This is a genomic window from Clostridium sp. 1001271st1 H5 (assembly GCF_005845215.1).
GTDB lineage: Bacteria > Bacillota > Clostridia > Lachnospirales > Lachnospiraceae > Enterocloster.
The window spans coordinates 296,335-313,923 of record NZ_SPHO01000002.1 but is presented as its reverse complement, the minus strand read 5'-3'; the positions used below and the strand labels follow the sequence as shown (position 1 = coordinate 313,923).

Genomic DNA, 17,589 nt, shown 5'->3' with positions numbered 1-17,589 from the left:
CTCCTCATACCTTTGTATTTTTCAAAAAAAGAAGGGATGTCCAGCCATCCGCTGTCACATCCCCCCTTATTAAACTGCTGTAAATCAACCTGGTCCGTCTGTCCGTCCAGGTTCAAGCGCAGTTGATGAGCCGGATGGGCTGTTATTGGAATTGCTGCTGGTAGGGCCGCTGGTACTGTTTCCGGTACCGCCCGGAGTACCGCTGCTGATGCCGGAGCCGGAAGAACCGGATACACCAGGTCCGCCGCTGCTGCCGGAGCTGCCGGTACTGCTGTTGTTCACAGTTCCAGGTGTCTGGGCTGATACGCCGTTGGCATTCTGGCATACGCCGCTGCCGTCAAAGTTATACTGCACGCCGTTAATGGTAGCCGTTGTGCCTGCAATCATCTTACCCTCGTTGGCAGGGTTCAGATAGTAGTACTTGCCGTCCAGCTGAATCCATCCCGTCATCATATGTCCGTTGCTGTTGAAGTAATGCCAGGAATTATCAATCTGCTTCCAGCCCGTGGACATCTTGCCGTTGCTTGTATCCATATAATATTTGTTGCCTTCGCTGTCGCTCAGCCAGCCAATCAGCATCCGGCCGTCCGTATTCAGGTAGAAATAGTCGTTATCCACTTTAGCCCAGCCAGTCATCATCTTACCGTCCGTGCCAAAGAGGTACCAGTTGTCCTTAATCTGTGCCCAGGAATTAACCACGCACTTTCCGTTGCTCTGGAAATAATACCAGGCGCCGTCCATCTCACGCCAGCCCGTTGCCATGGTTCCGTTGCCCCGCATAAAGTAGAAATCATTGCCAATCTTCAGCCAGCCCGTTACCATGCTGCCGTCATTCAGCAGATAATACCACTTGCCGTACTCCGGATTAATCCATCCCATGGCCATAAGGCCGTTTGGCCTGAAGAAATACCATTTTCCGTCAATCTGCTTAAAACCTGTAGACATATATCCCGTGGATAAATCCATATAATACCAGCCCTCGCTGGTCTGAAGCCATCCTGTATGTGTCTGTCCATTATAGATATACGTCCAATTATCATTGGATTTGCTCCATCCGTCTGCTGCATAGCTGGTAAATACAGACCCCAATGACATGGCCCCAATCATACCGGCTGCCGCGATTGCTGCCCAGTACTTTTTATATCCCATTTGTCATCCTCCTCGCCTGGTATATCCGGTCAGGGACACAGTTGTCCCCAACCTTTTACATATCTCCGATTATAGCACAATCCCATATTCATTTGGTAACAAATTTATTACAATTTCCGTAATTTCCTATAATATTTTTTTGCATACCGGTACATGATGATGGTGTATTCCCCGAACTCATCCCCCAGAATGCTTTTGTACACAGCCCACAGACACCACAGGAATCCTCCCAGGGCGGCATTGGCATAAAGGGCAAACAGCTCGTCCCCAGAGGGCTCCCTCTGAAGATACATCCTGAAAAGCCGTTCCATGTCCTCCTCATTGTAATAGGAATAAATAGCGCACATAGATACATCCATCACAGGGTCACACATGCCTGCATACTCCCAATCCAGTAGTTTTACACTGCCGTCTTCAAAAAAAAGGAAGTTATCCACATTTGCGTCAATATGACACAGGCATTTTGGGCGTTCCATCTTGTCAAGGGTATCCATGAGCCAGTCCATCCACCCCTTCACTTCCTCATAGTCTTCAAACAAAAGGGCCCCGTGGCTCCTGCACAGCTTTTCATAAAAGCTGATTCTCTCCCGGATATCAAAGGAATGGGCCACTGTAATGCCTGACTGGTGAAGGAAGCGCACCATGGACATGCATTTTTCCATATCCGACCAGTCAGCTGAATCCGCATTTCTGGCTCCTTCATAGTAATCTGCTATTTTATAACCTGTCTTTTCGTTCATGTACAATACATGCTCCGTGATTTTCAGCGGGGCTATGGCATCATAGACGGTTTTTTCCTGTTTCCTGTTAATCAGAAGCCCGGTTCCCGGCCCGGGTATGCGGCAGATACAGTGACGGTCCTCCACCTTAAAAAGAAATGACTTATTGGTCATGCCTGCCTTCAGGCAGCGTATGTCCTTAATATGGGATTCCGGCACCTTAAACACCTCTGCAACCAGCCTCATGGCTGCATTGTCAGAATGATTCTGATAGCGTGGGTCGAACAGACGCAGCTCCTCCAGGTTCTCAAACTCATATACCTGGTCATCCGGCTGGCGGTTCACATCCATTTCTATCTCATCCCATACGGATGCCGCCAGACCACTGGCTGCCTGGGCTGCTTCCAGCAATCCGCTGTTTTCCTCCTCCAGCCGCCGCCTGGCCTCCCCCTCCAGCATATCCACATAGACCTGTTCCCAATAAAACTGTTCTGTTCCCGGAGTCTTATAGTAGGCTTCCAGCACAGGCAGGAACTGCCTGGAAAATTCCCGCGAAAAATAAGCCGGACCGTACATGACCCACTGGTCCCGCCCTCCTACCTTTACATCCGTTATCCTTCCCTTCTTGTTGAAGCAAAGGCACCACTCCTTTGTTTCTCCCTTCTGGAAAACCGAGCTGTACCAGGCCCCGCACTCATAGGCGTGGTACATGTTCTCCCGCATCCAGTTGTCCGACGACAGGACGTACATGTTGCGTCCTTCCAGCACCTTCCTGGCCCGGTAAATGGTGGTCAGGGTATTCTTGCTGGTATATTCAGGATTGTACAGAAGCTCCACGTCGTATTTATCAATAAGGTATTCGAATTTCTCCTTCAGATATCCCACGGCTATGGTTATGTTCCTGATGCCCGCTTCGTGAAGCTGCTTAATCTGGCGCTCTATCATACGCTCCCCAAAGACCTCAAGAAGCCCTTTGGGTGTCTCAAAGGTCAGGGGTACAAAGCGGGAGCCAAATCCGGCTGCTATAATAAGGGCGCCGTCCACCTTATATGGGTCTAACAGCTTCTGCCCCTCCGGCATAAGCCGCCACCTGGCCTTGCCCTTTGGGCTGTTTTCCTCCCCTATATATCCCTTTGCCAGGCATTCCTTAATTAAGCCATTGGCCGTGCCCAGGGAGACATCCAGCTTTCCGGCCAGCTCCCTCTGGGTGATATCCGGCTGCTCCAGTACTGCCCTGCATACAAGTCCATGTCTGTCCATTGTGAAATCCTCGCTTCCCCGCCTGTTTATGTTCAAATTTATCTTTTTATAAAAATATATGAACATTATATCACACAATTTAAAAAATGCAAGTAAACGGTAAATGAAAATATCATCCAGCCAAAACTATCCGGAATACGAAAAAAGCCTGCCCATTGACCGGCAGACTCTTTTCCGTTTATCTGTGATATCACTTGATACCCTGATATCCATTTTTATGATACCCTGATATCTGTTTTTCCGGACTTACACCTCAAATATCAAATCCCCATAACTGGGCATCGGCCACAGTTCCTTATCCACAATCATCTCCAGCCTATCCACCGGAGCCCGGAGAGCCTCCATGGCAGGCACTACCTCTCTGTGGAATGCAATGGCCTGGACCTTGCCGCCTTCAGCGGCGGAAGCCTTTTCCGTTGCCTCTAAGAGACGGGCAAGAGCTGTCTTTGTCTCTGCAAGCAGCCTGGAAGTCTCCAAGAGCAGCTCTGTCTGGGTGCTCACATCCGCTTCCTGGCATACGCCCTTTACAGCGCCGATGGATGCGGCCAGCTGCGTGGTATACTTGATGACTGCGGGGATAATGGACTTGCTGGCCATGTCATACATGGTTCTGGCCTCAATATTAATGGCCTTGGAATAGTTCTCATATTCCACCTCGGACCTGGACTCCAGCTCAGCCCTTGTGAATACCCCGAACGCCTCGAAGAGCTTCACTGCCTTATCTGTTGTCAGGGCCGGGATTGCCTCCACCATGGAGCGGATGTTTGGAAGTCCTCTCCTCTCAGCCTCCGCCACCCACTCGTCTGAATATCCATTTCCATTGAAAATGATTCTCTTATGCGCGGCCAGGGTTTCCTTGATGAAATCATGTACAGCCATATCAAAGTCCTCTGCCTTCTCCAGCATGTCGGCTGCTTCCTTAAAGCCTTCCGCCACAATGGTGTTCAGCACGGTATTGGGAGAAGCAATGGAGTCCGAGGACCCCACCATGCGGAACTCAAATTTATTGCCGGTAAAGGCAAAGGGTGATGTACGGTTCCTGTCCGTGGCATCCTTATCCAGGTCAGGAAGAATGTCAACGCCGGTCTTTAAGGTGCCGCCCTGCTTGGAGTGGGTCGCCTCGCCGGTGCTGCACAGCTGGTCGATTACATCCTCAAGCTGCTCTCCCAGGAAAATGGATATGATGGCAGGAGGAGCTTCGTTGGCTCCCAGTCTGTGGTCATTTCCCACGTCAGAGGCGGATTCCCTGAGCAGGTCTGCATGGATATCCACTGCCTTGATGATACATGCCAGTACCAGGAGAAACTGGATGTTTTCATGAGGCGTGTCGCCCGGATTCAGGAGATTGGTGCCGTCATCCGCTGTCAGGGACCAGTTGTCGTGCTTACCGGAGCCATTGACGCCTGCAAACGGCTTCTCATGCAGAAGGCAGGCCATGCCGTGGCGCCCGGCCACCTTCTTAAGCGTCTCCATAACAATCTGGTTATGGTCAACCGCCTGGTTCACGCCCTCGTAGATGGGCGCAAGCTCATGCTGGGCCGGAGCCACCTCGTTGTGCTGTGTCTTGGCAGGCACTCCTAATTTCCACAGCTCTTTATTTACATCGTTCATGTAAGAGCCGATTCTCTCACGGATGGCGCCAAAGTAATGGTCCTCCAGCTCCTGCCCCTTGGGAGGCATTGCGCCGAATAAGGTGCGGCCTGTGTAAATCAGGTCCTTGCGCTGTAAATATTTCTCCCTGTCCACCAGAAAGTATTCCTGCTCAGCGCCAACAGACGGAGCCACCCGCCTGGCCGTGGTGTTTCCAAAGAGACGGAGTATCCTTAACGCCTGCTCGTTAACCGCCTGCATGGAGCGCAGCAGAGGCGTCTTCTTATCCAGGGCCTCTCCCTTATAGGAACAGAAGGAGGTCGGAATGCACAAAGTCACGCCAATGGCGTCTTCCCGCAGAAAGGCCGGAGAAGTACAATCCCACACCGTATATCCTCTGGCCTCAAAGGTGGCGCGCAGACCGCCGGATGGGAAGGAAGATGCGTCCGGCTCGCCCTTAATCAGCTCCTTGCCGGAAAATTCCATGATTACCTTTCCGTCGGAGGGAGCAGAGATAAAGGAATCATGCTTCTCCGCAGTCACTCCTGTCAGAGGCTGGAACCAGTGGGTATAGTGTGTGGCCCCTCTCTCAATTGCCCAGTCCTTCATGGCGTGGGCAACCACATCTGCAATACTGGGGTCCAGCTCCGCCCCGTCTTCGATGGTCTTCTTTAACTTCCTGTACACGCTCTTTGGCAGACGGTCCCTCATCACCGCGTCATTGAATACATTTTTACCGAACATCTCCGATACATTCAATACATCGCTCATAGAATTTTCCATCCTCTCTTTTTTATCTTCCTTTTCCAAAATCCTTCTTTTCACGTAATTATATTAAGTCCGCGCGGATATATAATAAAAAGGTGCTCTCCCTTTGAGAGAGAACACCTTTGTTCTTTATTAAAATAAACCATTTCCACTGAAATTGCAAGTGGTTTTTAAATAAAAACACATTTTTATTCTAATAAGGATTATTAAGTTATATTAATAACTGATGTCGAATATAACACTGTGAGTTATAAATAAGCCGGTATACCGGATATTATGCCTTGCCAACGGAACCAAACAGCTCCATCTTTTCCTTAACCGTTGCCCTGATTGCATCAGCGCCCGGAGCCAGAAGCTTTCTTGGGTCAAAGCCCTTGCCCTTCTGGTCCTTGCCTGCCTCAATGTATTCCCTGGTGGCTGCTGCAAAGGACAGCTGGCACTCTGTGTTTACATTGATTTTGGCAACGCCCAGGCTGATGGCCTTCTGAATCATATCCTCAGGGATACCTGTGCCGCCGTGAAGAACCAGGGGCATATCTCCTACAGCTGCCTTTACCTGCTCTAATACGTCGAAACGCAGACCTGGCCAGTTCTCAGGATATTTACCGTGGATATTGCCGATACCTGCTGCCAGGAAATCAATTCCCAGGTCAGCGATAGCCTTACACTCCTGAGGGTCAGCGCACTCGCCTAAGCCTACCACGCCGTCTTCCTCGCCGCCGATGGAGCCAACCTCTGCCTCCAGAGACAGGCCCATGGCATGTGCTACCTTAACCAGCTCCTTTGTCTTCTCGATGTTCTCCTCAATCGGATAATGGGAACCATCAAACATGATGGAGGAAAATCCTGCTTTGATACATTTATAGCAGCCATCGTAAGTACCATGGTCCAGATGCAGGGCAACCGGAACCGTGATGTTCAGTTCTTCCATCATGGCTTCAACCATGGCAGCAACTGTCTTAAATCCTGTCATATACTTTCCTGCGCCCTCGGATACGCCCAGGATAACCGGAGATTTCAGTTCTTCTGCTGTCAGCAGTACGGACTTTGTCCACTCCAGGTTGTTGATGTTGAACTGGCCAACTGCGTACTTGCCTTCCCTTGCTTTCTCAAGCATGTCTTTTGCTGAAACTAACATATTATACCTCCTTATAACTTTGTTATTTTATTAACTATCTCACCCATTATATCGCATACGCGAACAAAAAGGAAGATGTTTTTCATTTAATCAGCTGATGCCCAGGATGTCCTTTACCTCGGCCTTCATATCATCCGCGCCGCATTCCCTGCTGTGGCGGATGGCTGCATGGCGGATTTCCTCCACTGCCTGGGGAACAGCCACGCCGGACAGGGCGCTGAGGGCATCCACAATTTCAAACTCATCCCTGCCTTCCAGTCCCTCTCTGCCTGCAATGGCTTCCATTACGCTGTGGGAGAATTTATAGGGGCTGGCCGTGGATGCTATGACGGTCTTTGTGTCATCCCCGCTTTCTTTCCTGTAATTTCCGTACACAGTGGCTGCAACGCCTGTGTGGGTGTCGATGAGATAGCCCGTGTCATCAAACAGCTTCCTGATGGTGACAGCATTCTGCTCCTGGGTGGCAAAACCTCCCGCAAAATCGGACATAAAGGCCCGCATCTCAGGCGTCACCTCATATCTTCCTTCCTCAGAAAGTCTCTGCATCAGGCTTTTATTCGCAAGGGCGTCGCATCCTGCGCTCAGGTAGATAAGGCGCTCCAGGTTGCTGGAAATAAGGATATCCATGGACGGTGAATTGGTGAGTATGAACTCCCTCCTCCTGTCATAGGTTCCCGTGGTGAAAAAGTCGTAGAGGACTTTGTTGTCATTGGAAGCGCATACCAGCGTCTTCACAGGAAGTCCCATGCGTTTGGCAAAATAGGCTGCAAGGATGTTGCCGAAATTGCCGGTGGGCACCACCACATTGATTTTTTCGCCCTTTTCTATCTCTCCCGCCTCTAACAGTTTGGCATAAGCATATACATAGTATACAATCTGCGGAACCAGACGGCCGATGTTAATGGAGTTTGCCGAGGAAAACTGGAAACCTTTCCCTGCAAGCTCTGCCTCCAGGGCCTTGTCCCCAAAGATTTTTTTCACGCCGGTCTGGGCATCGTCAAAATTGCCGTGGATGGCCACCACAGAGGTGTTGTCCCCTTTCTGGGTACGCATCTGCAGCTCCTGGACCTTGCTGACTCCGTCCTTGGGATAGAATACAATGATACGGGTACCGGGCACATCTGCAAACCCGGCCATGGCCGCTTTGCCCGTATCCCCGGATGTGGCTGTGAGAATCACGATTTCCCGGTCCACATTGTTTTTCTTAGCAGCTGTGGTCATGAGATGCGGCAGGATGGACAGAGCCATGTCCTTAAATGCAATGGTGCTTCCGTGATACAGCTCAAGGTAATATGCTCCGTCAGCCTTTGCAAGGGGCGCAATCTCTTCTGTATCAAACTTGCTGTCATAAGCCCTGGCAATACAGCTCTTAAGCTCCTCCTGCGTATAATCTGTCAGAAACAGCTTCATGACCTCATACGCCGTTTCCTGGTATGTCATGGATGCCAGCTTCTCAAGGGGTACATCCAGTTCCGGAATACCGGACGGCATAAACAGGCCGCCGTCCTTTGCAAGGCCCTGTAAGATGGCCATGGAAGCCGTCACTTCCTTTTCACCGCCTCTTGTACTCTGATAGGTTAATCCCATACTCTTTTTCCTCGCTTTACCATTTCTCAATTCGTAATGTTACCAAAATATTAACATATTTCCCGGTCAGACGCAACTGTAAACACGGATACCTTCCTTTTCCGTCCTTTATCTGGTATACTGATACAGCCTGTCCTGATACTGCCGGGTCCTTACCCGCCGCCGTATCCAGAGACGGCCCAATACACCCGGGAGGGACATCATCATGACCTATGAACATATTGTTACGGGAACCTTCATAAGCCGGCCCAACCGCTTCATCGCCCATGTGGAAACAGGGGGCAGGAGGGTTGTCTGCCATGTAAAAAACACCGGACGGTGCAGGGAGCTTCTGCTTGCGGGAGCCACGGTCATACTGGAATTCCATCCGGGCGCCGCCCTTGCAGGCAGAAAGACGGAGTATGACCTGATTGGCGTGTATAAAGGGGAACTGCTCATCAACATGGATTCCCAGGCCCCCAACAAGGCTGCCTGGGAATGGCTTACCGCACTGGGGGAAAACCGGCCCCCGGAAACGTCCTGCCTGCCTCCTGGTTCTTATGTACCCTTTGACATACGGCGGGAAGTCACCCATGGAGACTCCCGGTTTGACCTGGCCTTCTCCCTTAGGCACCGGGAAACAGACGCTGTATCACCGGCCTTTATGGAAGTCAAGGGCGTAACCCTGGAGGAACATGGCCTGGCCATGTTTCCTGATGCGCCCACGGAACGGGGCATCAAGCACCTGAAAGGCCTTATAAGGGCCCGTGAAGAGGGTTATGAAGCCTATGTCCTGTTTGTCATCCAGATGAAAGGTGTTCAGGGTTTTACCCCCAATGATATCACCCATCCGGCCTTCGGGGAGGCGCTCAGACAGGCTCATAAGGCCGGCGTCCATGTGCTGGCATACGACTGTCTCATTACCCCTGATACCATGGCTGTGGATTTGCCGGTAAGGGTTATGCTGGATTAGGGCAATACGATACGCTTCAGGCAATTCAGGCCAGGGCCTCCACAAGGGAGGCCCTGGCTGTTTCAGCATTTATTTTAATTATTATAACCGCAGGCTGCAGGAATTGCAGGAATTGCAATTGTTCCAATTGCAGCAATTATTACAGGAGCAGCGGCAGTTTGAAGCAGCAGCAGTCCTGCCTGCCGCCTGGGCAGCCGTCCTTGCCTCAGCAGACTGATTGCAGTTGTTGTTGGCATAGAATCCCGCCATATATCCCTGCCAGTATAAATCGCAGTTCCGGCCGGAGCCGCTGCCTGACCCGGCTGCCGTCGCTGCGGCGGCGCAGTTCCCGCTGGCAGCTGCCGTTCTGGCGAATCCTGCGTCCCCTGCATAATAAGTTCCCTCATACGTTCCTGCATATCCATTCCAACCATTACAATCATTATAATTCATAGTGTTAATCTCCTTTCATCTAGGTTGTACTTTATTATACGGGGCCGGGCCAAAAGTGTGACAACCCTGTTTTATTCCCATAGATACGTACTTTGCATATAATATCATAACAACCCTGAACGGTGATTCACTATGGTCTATCCCCTACATGAACTGAATCCGGGAGAACGGGCGGAAATCGTCTGGGTCATCAGCGAACCGCCCATGTCCCTGCGGCTGGAAGAGCTGGGATTTACCGCAGCGGCCCAGGTAACCTGTGTCATGAAGGGCCGCCGGGACCGCATGTCCGCCTACCAGATACAGGGCACGGTCATTGCCCTCAGACCCCAGAATGCCAGGGAGGTACTGGTGCGGCCTCTGGAACGGATTTGAAAAACAATCCGCCTTAATACCGGTTGTCAAATACGCGGGTGGACTTCTTTTCGCTTCTTGGAAGCTCGCCCAGTTCCACCAGCTTTACCACCGGAGTCAGGCCAATCCGCCCCTTGAACTGATTCTGGATTTCGATTTCCAGTGCATATTTGTTGATTGAGGGATTTGTCTCCACGAAAAGGGTCAGCACATCCTTGCCCATCAGATGGTCCACCATGACCTGGTATTCGCTGGAAGCACCTTCTATGGAGCTTAACAATTCCTCTATCTGGCTTGGGAATATGTTTACGCCCTTGACCTTGACCATATCGTCGGTGCGTCCAATCAGGGTTCCGATTCTCGGATAAGGGGAACCGCAGGGACAATCCCCCGGCACGATTCTGGACAGGTCATGGGTGCGGTAGCGAATCAGGGGCGCACCCTCCTTTTTCAGGGTGGTGATGACGATTTCCCCCACCTCCCCGTCAGGCAGCACCTCGCCTGTCTTTGGGTCCACTATCTCGATGTAAATATAATCATCCCAGTAGTGCATGGCTCCCTGCTTCTCGCAGTTAATGGCAATTCCCGGCCCGTATACTTCCGTAAGGCCATAGATGTCAAACAGGTCCACTCCCAGCTCTGACGCTATCCTGTTCCTCATCTTCTCGCCCCAGCGCTCGGAACCAATAACGCCCTTCCTCAGATGGATGCGCTCCCCAATCCCTCTCTTGGCAATCTCCTCGGCCAGCAAAAGAGCGTAGGAGGAAGTGGCGCACAGAACCGTGGACTTCATATCCATCATCATGCGCAGCTGTTTATCCGTGTTGCCCGGCCCCATGGGAACGGTCATGGCGCCCAGGCGCTCGGCTCCCAGCTGGAAACCGATTCCGGCTGTCCACAGTCCGTATCCCGGCGTAATCTGGATACGGTCCAGATTGGTGATGCCCGCCATCTCATAGCAGCGCGCAAACATCAGCGCCCAGTCATCCACATCCTTCTGGGTATAAGGGATGATAACCGGCGTTCCCGTGGTACCTGAGGAAGAATGGATGCGCACAATTTCCTCCTCCGGAGCAGCCATCAGTCCCAGCGGATATGCTTCCCTTAAATCACCCTTCCAGGTAAAAGGAAGCTTTTCAAAGTCCTCCTGGGACTGTATCTGATTCACATTGACGCCTTCCAGCTTATGTTTATAAAAGCACTCCTTGGCCGTCAGTTTCTTGAGCTGTTCCTTAATGAGAAGGAACTGGGATTCTTTCATCTTCATCTGGTTAATCCTCCGTTTATCTTTTCATGGCGCTGGCTTCTGCGCCCAGCTTCAGGGCCTTCATATTCATGTCCTTAAACTTCTTTGGCACCCTCTTTTCAATGGCTGCCTCCATCTCCTCCAGGGAAATGCCTATCAGTCCGCTGGCAATGGCTGCTCCCAGCAGGGCCACATTCATCACCTTGGAGGAACCGCACTCCCTGCCGATGGATGCCGCATCCACCACCACCAGATTCTCTGCAGCGCGCTCCAGATATTCCATCATCTCCCGGCCCGTGTAGGCTCCTCCGGTCAGGGAGGCTGTCACCGGCCGTATGGGGGCCGGGGATACCACCACGCAGCCGTCTTTTTTCAGGTACGGCAGACACCGTACAGCCTCCGCCGGTTCAAAGCCAATGAGCACATCAGCCCCGCAGTGTGGTATCAGCGGAGAATATATCTCCCCGCCGATGCGCACATGGCTCACCACGCTCCCGCCTCTCTGGGCCATGCCTATGGTCTCAGCTCCCCTGGCTTCCATTCCCTTTTCCATGGCTGCCAGAGCTATGAGGCGTGATGCAAGGACAGTGCCCTGGCCGCCCACTCCGCACAATAATACATTTTTTGTCATCTTAATTACCTCGCTCTCCAAGCATCTTCCGGGTCCCCTTTGTCAGGAACAGGACTATTTAACCGTTTCAATGGCATTCACAGAACAAATCTGGCTGCAAAGGCCGCATCCGGTACACAGGCCGCTGTCGATGCGCACCATATCCCCGTCCAGCACCAGCGCCGGACATCCAATCTCATTAATGCAGGTCCTGCAGTTCACGCAGCTGTCCTCCACAATCCTGCATTTGCGGGAGCTCTTTATGATGGCTGCGCAGGGAGACTTGAAGATGACTGCTTTCACGCCCTTCATGGCGGACAGCTTAAGCACAGCGTCCACACATGCATTTAAATCCAGGGCATCCACGGTGACAATATGCTTCACGCCAATGCCCTCCAGCACCTTTGTTATGTCCACCTTATCCACTACATTGCCCATCATTGTATGGCCTGTACCCGGATGGGGCTGGTGTCCTGTCATGGCCGTGGTGGAGTTGTCCAGAATACACAGGGTCAGACTGGCCTCATTGTATACCGCATTGACAATGCCTGTCAGGCCGGAGGCAAAAAAGGTGGAATCCCCCACAAAGGAAAAATACCGTTTATCAGGCTCCACGCGCTGCATCCCCTGGGCCATGGTAATCCCGGCCCCCATACACAGACAGGTGTCCACCATATCCAGAGGCTTTGCGTTCCCCAGGGTATAGCACCCGATATCGCCGCAGTAAACTCCCTCTGCCGGCTCCCCGCCTTCCTCCAGGCCCTCGTTCAGCTTCTCCATGGCCCGCTTTACCGCGTAGAAGGATGCCCGGTGGGGACATCCAGCGCACAGGACCGGCGGACGGACAGGAAGCGGCGGTACGGGCAGGGAGTTATCCGGCCGGACCGGGCAGCCCTCCAGTTCCTTCAGGTACTGAACATACGGTTCTCCCAGATACTCCTCCAGAACCTTTCTGACAGACTCCACGGAATTCTCACCGGCCGGCTGGACCTCCCCGGTGAGCTTGCCCTTGACTTCCAGAGGCAGATGGTGTCTGCCGCTGAGAAGAAGCATCTCCTGTTCCAGTACAGGGTCCAGCTCCTCCACGGCCATCACCTCATCCAGCCCTTCTGCAAACTCCAGAAGCAGACGCTCCGGCATGGGATTGGGGGTGGATACCTTGAGCACTCTTGCTCCCTTGTATCCGTTCAGGGCTTCCATGACAAACTCATAGCTGATGCCATGGGTGATGATGCCTCTGACCGTATTCCCCTCTTCCCTATGTAACAGGTTGAATCTGTAACCCGAAAAATCCTCCCCTATAATGGGATTCCGGGCCTCTATCATCCTGTGGTTTGCATGGGACAGCCTGGGGAAAATAACCCATTTGCCGGAGTCCTTTACAAATCCCTCAGGCGCCGGAAGCTTAATCCTCTCCTTAAGCTCCACGCTGGCACATCCGTGGCAGAGTCTTGTGGTGGGGCGGAACAAAACCGGAGTATGGTATTTCTCAGAATATTCAAAGGCATCCTTTATCATCTCATATGCCTCTTCCGGCGAACTGGGGTCAAATACCGGCAGCTTGGAAAACTGGCCGAACCGGCGTGTGTCCTGCTCTGTCTGAGACGATATGGGACCCGGGTCGTCAGCCACAACAACCACCATGCCTCCCTTTACCCCCACGTAAGCCAGGCTCATCAGAGGGTCTGAGGCCACGTTGAGCCCCACCTGCTTCATGGTAACCATGGTCCTGGCTCCGGTATAGGCTGCGGCGGCCGCCACCTCCATACCTGCCTTTTCATTGACAGACCACTCTACATAGATATCTCCGGGATTATGCTTGGCAACCGTTTCCAGTACCTCTGTGGACGGCGTTCCCGGATAACCGGAAACCACCTGTACGCCTGCCCGGACCGCTCCCAGGCCGATAGCCTCATTACCCATTAAAAATGATTTGGACATTCCCATTCTCCTTCCCAACTGCGTTTTGTCTGAGATGTGATTTGATACCATTATATGCAAAAAGGCCTGTCCTTTCAAGAAAGGACAGGCCTGAATCCCAAAATGCCTGCGGTACCACCTTAACTTTTACTGCTCTCTCAAACATGCACCGTACATCCGGTACTGTACATGCTCTGCCCTTAACGCAGGCCTGCGGTCCAGATACTCGGCGCGTAAGCTGTCAGCTGACGGCCTTTCCCCTTTCCCTCAGCGGTCCATTTGCCGGCCGGCCTGTTACAGGGATTCCACCATCCCCTGCTCTCTGTAAACGCCCTCTACGGTTTGATTTCCGCCTCATCGGTTTATTAATTGCAATCCTCATTCCAAGCATACGACAGCTCAGAATATCCCGGCAGCCTGGCTGCCGGCAAAGATTCAGCATACTAGATATTATACAAGTTTTCCATCAGATGTCAAACATTTTTTAGCCTGAAACATCTGCAGAACCACACCGGTCATCTACTGGTCATTGGTCAGCTTAAAGTAATCCAGAATATAGAATACCAGACTCAGAATCATGCCGACCACACAGGCCAGCACCATTCCGGTGAGCTGCACATTGCCGAACTTCACGGCGATTCCCGACAAGCCCGTGACAAATATGACGGAAGTCAGGGCCAGATTTCTGGAATTTCCGTAATCAACCCTGGAATCCACCAGGATGCGCAGGCCCGAGGTTCCAATCATACCGTAGAGCAGGAAGGAAATGCCGCCGATGACAGGACCCGGTATGGTGCTGATAAGGGTGGAGAACTTGCCGATAAAGGAGCACACAATGGACAGCACGGCTGCTCCCGCAATCACGCGCACGCTGTATACGCGGGTGATTGCCATGACGCCGATGTTCTCCCCATAGGTGGTGGTTGGCACGGAGCCAATCAGACCGGATATCATGGTGGAGAAATTATCTCCGAACAGGGAACGGTGAAGACCGGGGTCCTTCAACAGGTCCCTGCCCACAATCTTGCTGGTGACCACCTGATGTCCTATGTGCTCAGAAGTAATGACCAGAAGCACAGGAAGGATAATCATGATGGCTTCCAGGTTGAATTTAGGTGTGCTGAAATTGGGCAGGGCAAATACGGGGGCCGCCGCCACCTCGGCAAAATCCACGATACCGCAGGCCAGGGCCGACGCATAGCCCACAATAACCGCTATGAGGATGGGAATGACCGAGAAAAACTTTCTGAACAGAATGGAGCCGAATACAGCGGTTCCCAGGGTAAGCACAAACACGATTGTCTTCCTGGGGTCCAGCACCTCGTCCAGAAGCCCTGCATTGCTGGCCGCCGAACCGGAGAGTTCCAGTCCGATGAGCGCCACCACCGGGCCCATGGCTGCCGGAGGGAGGACCACGTCAATCCACTCTGTCCCGAATTTATACACAATGAACGCCAGGATGCATCCGCAGAATCCCACTGCCACGAACCCTCCCAGGGCATATTCATAACCGAAATTACTGATGACCACGCCTGCCGGGGCCAAAAAAGCAAAGCTGGAGCCAAGGTAGGCAGGTGCCTTCCCCTTTGTCACTCCGATAAAGAGCAGGGTGCCCACGCCGTTCATAAACAGCACCACAGCCGGGTTTATGCCGAATATGAACGGCACCAGGATGGATGCGCCGAACATGGCGAACATGTGCTGGATGCTGAGAGGCACCAGCAGGTTAAAGGGTACCTTGTCCTCTACTTGAATGATACGTTGATTTTCCATTGTCTTCCTCCTTTGTTGTTCACTTGTTTCACACTCTGTTTCCTGCCATGGGCCTCCGGCCTGGACGGCCGTGCCCCCGGCTTATCTTACCCCTCTCAAAACACCGTTCGCAGACAGAGAACGGGTAATCCCATGACAGCTCCTTGCCGCAGGCTGAACATTTGCGGGTGTAGCTGGCACATTCTGTCTTTAAAATGCGGCTGATTTCCTCCTCTGTCCTGCGCCTCTCCTCAGCCAGGTTTTCAGCCTGTACAGGAAGACCCACCTTTCTGGAAAACTGGAAATAAAGGTCCAGCATCTTATAGTAGCTCTCCAAATCATACAGGTCATCTCCGGGACTGTAAGGGAATTCCAGTTCCGCCACATCCCGGTACTCCCTGCAGTAATCCTTCCACAGGTCCATAACCATCTTATTGTCTATGTCAATGGAGCAGGTAATGAGCTTATATATTTCCTGCCGGGTGAATTCCCCCATATCATCCCGGTGTACATGCTCAAAACTCATATACAGAGCCAGCAGCTCGTCCACCTCCATCTTCTCATAGATGGAAGGCGTATCCATGCCGGCCCATATCTTAACCAGGGTATCAATCTCAGCAGGCAGGTTAAGGAGCTGCTCCGGAAATCCCACATATGCCTTCATAATAGGCATGGGCATCCTGGAGAGCCCGTCCTCAATGACCTCTGCCTCGTCGATGGCAGCCACGAATCCCTCGTCATAAAGACCGTATCTTCCGGCCCGCCCCGCAATCTGCTTTATCTCCTCCGGGTTCAGGGTCCGCTTGTTGACCCCGTCAAACTTGCGCGTTTCCACGAACACGATTCTGCGTATGGGCAGGTTTAATCCCATGCCGATGGCGTCGGTGCTGACCACCACCTCCGTCTCCCTGGCCAGGAACCTGCGCACCTGCTCACGGCGGGTGGCAGGGGGCAGGCTTCCGTATATAACGCTGCAGTGGACGCCCTGGTTCTCCAGATGGGCTGCCAGGGCCAGCACTGATTTCTTGGAGAACACAATAAGGGCGTCTCCCTTTTTTAAATCACGCTTCAAATTATATGGCTTTTTCTCCATGGTAAGGCGGGTATTTCTCTTGTGGCGCACAACCCTGTACTGGTCGCCGCACCGCTTAATCATCTGCACCACAATATCCTCTGCCTCCGGGGCCATGCACAGGTGGATTTCCTCTGCCCTGAGCCCCAGCACTGCCCTGGTCCAGTTATGCCCGCGGTAGGGGTCGGCTATCATCTGGCATTCATCCACCACCACAATATCGAAATATTCATGGTCATTTAACATCTCCACGGTGCAGGACTGGCAGACAGCTCCCGGCACCTCCAATGTCTCCTCGCCCGTGACCATGGAACAGGACAGGCCCTCTGTATTGAGCTTGTCATAGACCTCCAGGGCCAGCAGCCTTAAGGGGCCGAAGTAAGCACCGTGCCTGCACTCCTTCAGCCGTTCCAGGGCGTCATGGGTCTTTCCGCTGTTGGTGGGACCCACATGAAGAATGAATTTGCGCTTCATCTCCCTGGCTCCCGGATATTCCTGCTCCGGCTTCTGTTTCACGGACTCCAGGATTCCCCGCTTAATGGTTTTGGGAATATAAAACAACTGATACGCCCTCTCCAGTGAATTTGTCAGAAGGTAACGGCGGATTCCCTGCATCCTAAGCACCTGCTCCAAATCCTCAAGGGACAGGCCGTTGACGTATTCCAGGTCCTTTCTTGCCAGAGCCTCACAGAATTCATTCATCTGGCGGCAGCTGGACTCCCACTGCTCCAGGGCAGGCCCTGTCAGATGCCCCTCCTTGCGCATGAGATAGGCGCATACCTTTGACAGCATGGCGTGGACATCACTGAGTTCATTGGACTTCACCAGCGGCTTCAGGTTGGCCTCGGTCAACCGCATCAGGCGTTTCCTGAGTTCGGCGCCTGTCATGGCCCGGTAGCGTTTGTTTGCATTTCCAAAAAACAGGTCCTGGTAATATTCCGCCAGATACTGCTCGCACTCCTTTTTTATCTCCATGGTTTTCCTCTTTCTTCCAAATATTCGCAAAAGCAGCCAGACGCATATGATTCCATATCCGTCTGGCA

At 52.4% G+C, this 17,589-nt stretch carries 13 protein-coding genes; 2 read left to right on the top strand and 11 right to left on the bottom strand.

The features are described 5' to 3' along the window. Positions 1-84: 84 nt before the first annotated feature. From FGS84_RS04660 to thrC, 5 genes are all read right to left on the bottom strand, one after another. On the bottom strand, positions 85-1,149 hold the full coding sequence (locus FGS84_RS04660) for an N-acetylmuramoyl-L-alanine amidase family protein (RefSeq protein WP_138306511.1): 1,065 nt from the start codon (positions 1,147-1,149) through the stop codon (positions 85-87). 107 nt (positions 1,150-1,256) lie between these two features. Next, on the bottom strand, positions 1,257-3,128 hold the full coding sequence (locus tag FGS84_RS04655; RefSeq protein ID WP_138306510.1) for a sugar phosphate nucleotidyltransferase: 1,872 nt from the start codon (positions 3,126-3,128) through the stop codon (positions 1,257-1,259). A gap of 246 nt (positions 3,129-3,374) precedes the next feature. Continuing rightward, a complete protein-coding gene (locus FGS84_RS04650) occupies positions 3,375-5,489 on the bottom strand; it encodes a glutamine synthetase III (RefSeq protein WP_138306509.1) in 2,115 nt (704 codons plus the stop codon). A gap of 271 nt (positions 5,490-5,760) precedes the next feature. Beyond that, positions 5,761-6,624, bottom strand: coding sequence for a class II fructose-1,6-bisphosphate aldolase (gene fba, locus FGS84_RS04645; protein ID WP_138306508.1), 864 nt, complete (start codon positions 6,622-6,624; stop codon positions 5,761-5,763). 90 nt (positions 6,625-6,714) lie between these two features. Then, positions 6,715-8,211: a threonine synthase gene (thrC, locus tag FGS84_RS04640; protein ID WP_138306507.1), complete on the bottom strand. Its 1,497-nt coding sequence runs from the start codon at positions 8,209-8,211 to the stop codon at positions 6,715-6,717. A gap of 205 nt (positions 8,212-8,416) precedes the next feature. Between thrC and sfsA the strand changes: the two genes are divergently transcribed. Then, on the top strand, positions 8,417-9,163 hold the full coding sequence (gene sfsA / locus FGS84_RS04635) for a DNA/RNA nuclease SfsA (protein WP_138306506.1): 747 nt from the start codon (positions 8,417-8,419) through the stop codon (positions 9,161-9,163). 81 nt (positions 9,164-9,244) lie between these two features. Here sfsA and FGS84_RS04630 read toward each other — a convergent pair whose 3' ends face one another. Further along, positions 9,245-9,595, bottom strand: coding sequence for a hypothetical protein (locus FGS84_RS04630; protein ID WP_138306505.1), 351 nt, complete (start codon positions 9,593-9,595; stop codon positions 9,245-9,247). 132 nt (positions 9,596-9,727) lie between these two features. Here FGS84_RS04630 and FGS84_RS04625 point away from each other — a divergent pair, with 132 nt between their 5' ends. Beyond that, positions 9,728-9,967 carry a FeoA family protein gene (locus FGS84_RS04625; RefSeq protein WP_138306504.1) on the top strand — a complete coding sequence of 80 codons (240 nt, stop codon included), beginning with the start codon at positions 9,728-9,730 and terminating at the stop codon, positions 9,965-9,967. 13 nt (positions 9,968-9,980) lie between these two features. Here the strand turns inward: FGS84_RS04625 and FGS84_RS04620 are convergent, their stop codons facing one another. From FGS84_RS04620 to FGS84_RS04600, 5 genes are all read right to left on the bottom strand, one after another. Continuing rightward, complete coding sequence (locus FGS84_RS04620) at positions 9,981-11,213, bottom strand: phenylacetate--CoA ligase (protein WP_138306503.1); 1,233 nt, start codon at positions 11,211-11,213, stop codon at positions 9,981-9,983. 16 nt (positions 11,214-11,229) lie between these two features. Beyond that, positions 11,230-11,823, bottom strand: coding sequence for an indolepyruvate oxidoreductase subunit beta (locus FGS84_RS04615; RefSeq protein WP_138306502.1), 594 nt, complete (start codon positions 11,821-11,823; stop codon positions 11,230-11,232). Between the two features lie 54 nt (positions 11,824-11,877). Beyond that, on the bottom strand, positions 11,878-13,743 hold the full coding sequence (gene iorA / locus FGS84_RS04610; protein WP_138306501.1) for an indolepyruvate ferredoxin oxidoreductase subunit alpha: 1,866 nt from the start codon (positions 13,741-13,743) through the stop codon (positions 11,878-11,880). Between the two features lie 498 nt (positions 13,744-14,241). Further along, complete coding sequence (gene uraA, locus FGS84_RS04605) at positions 14,242-15,495, bottom strand: uracil permease (protein ID WP_138306500.1); 1,254 nt, start codon at positions 15,493-15,495, stop codon at positions 14,242-14,244. A gap of 28 nt (positions 15,496-15,523) precedes the next feature. Further along, the gene (locus tag FGS84_RS04600; RefSeq protein WP_138306499.1) at positions 15,524-17,521 is read right to left on the bottom strand and encodes a helicase-related protein; all 1,998 of its coding nucleotides are present in this window, start codon (positions 17,519-17,521) and stop codon (positions 15,524-15,526) included. Positions 17,522-17,589 lie beyond the last annotated feature (68 nt).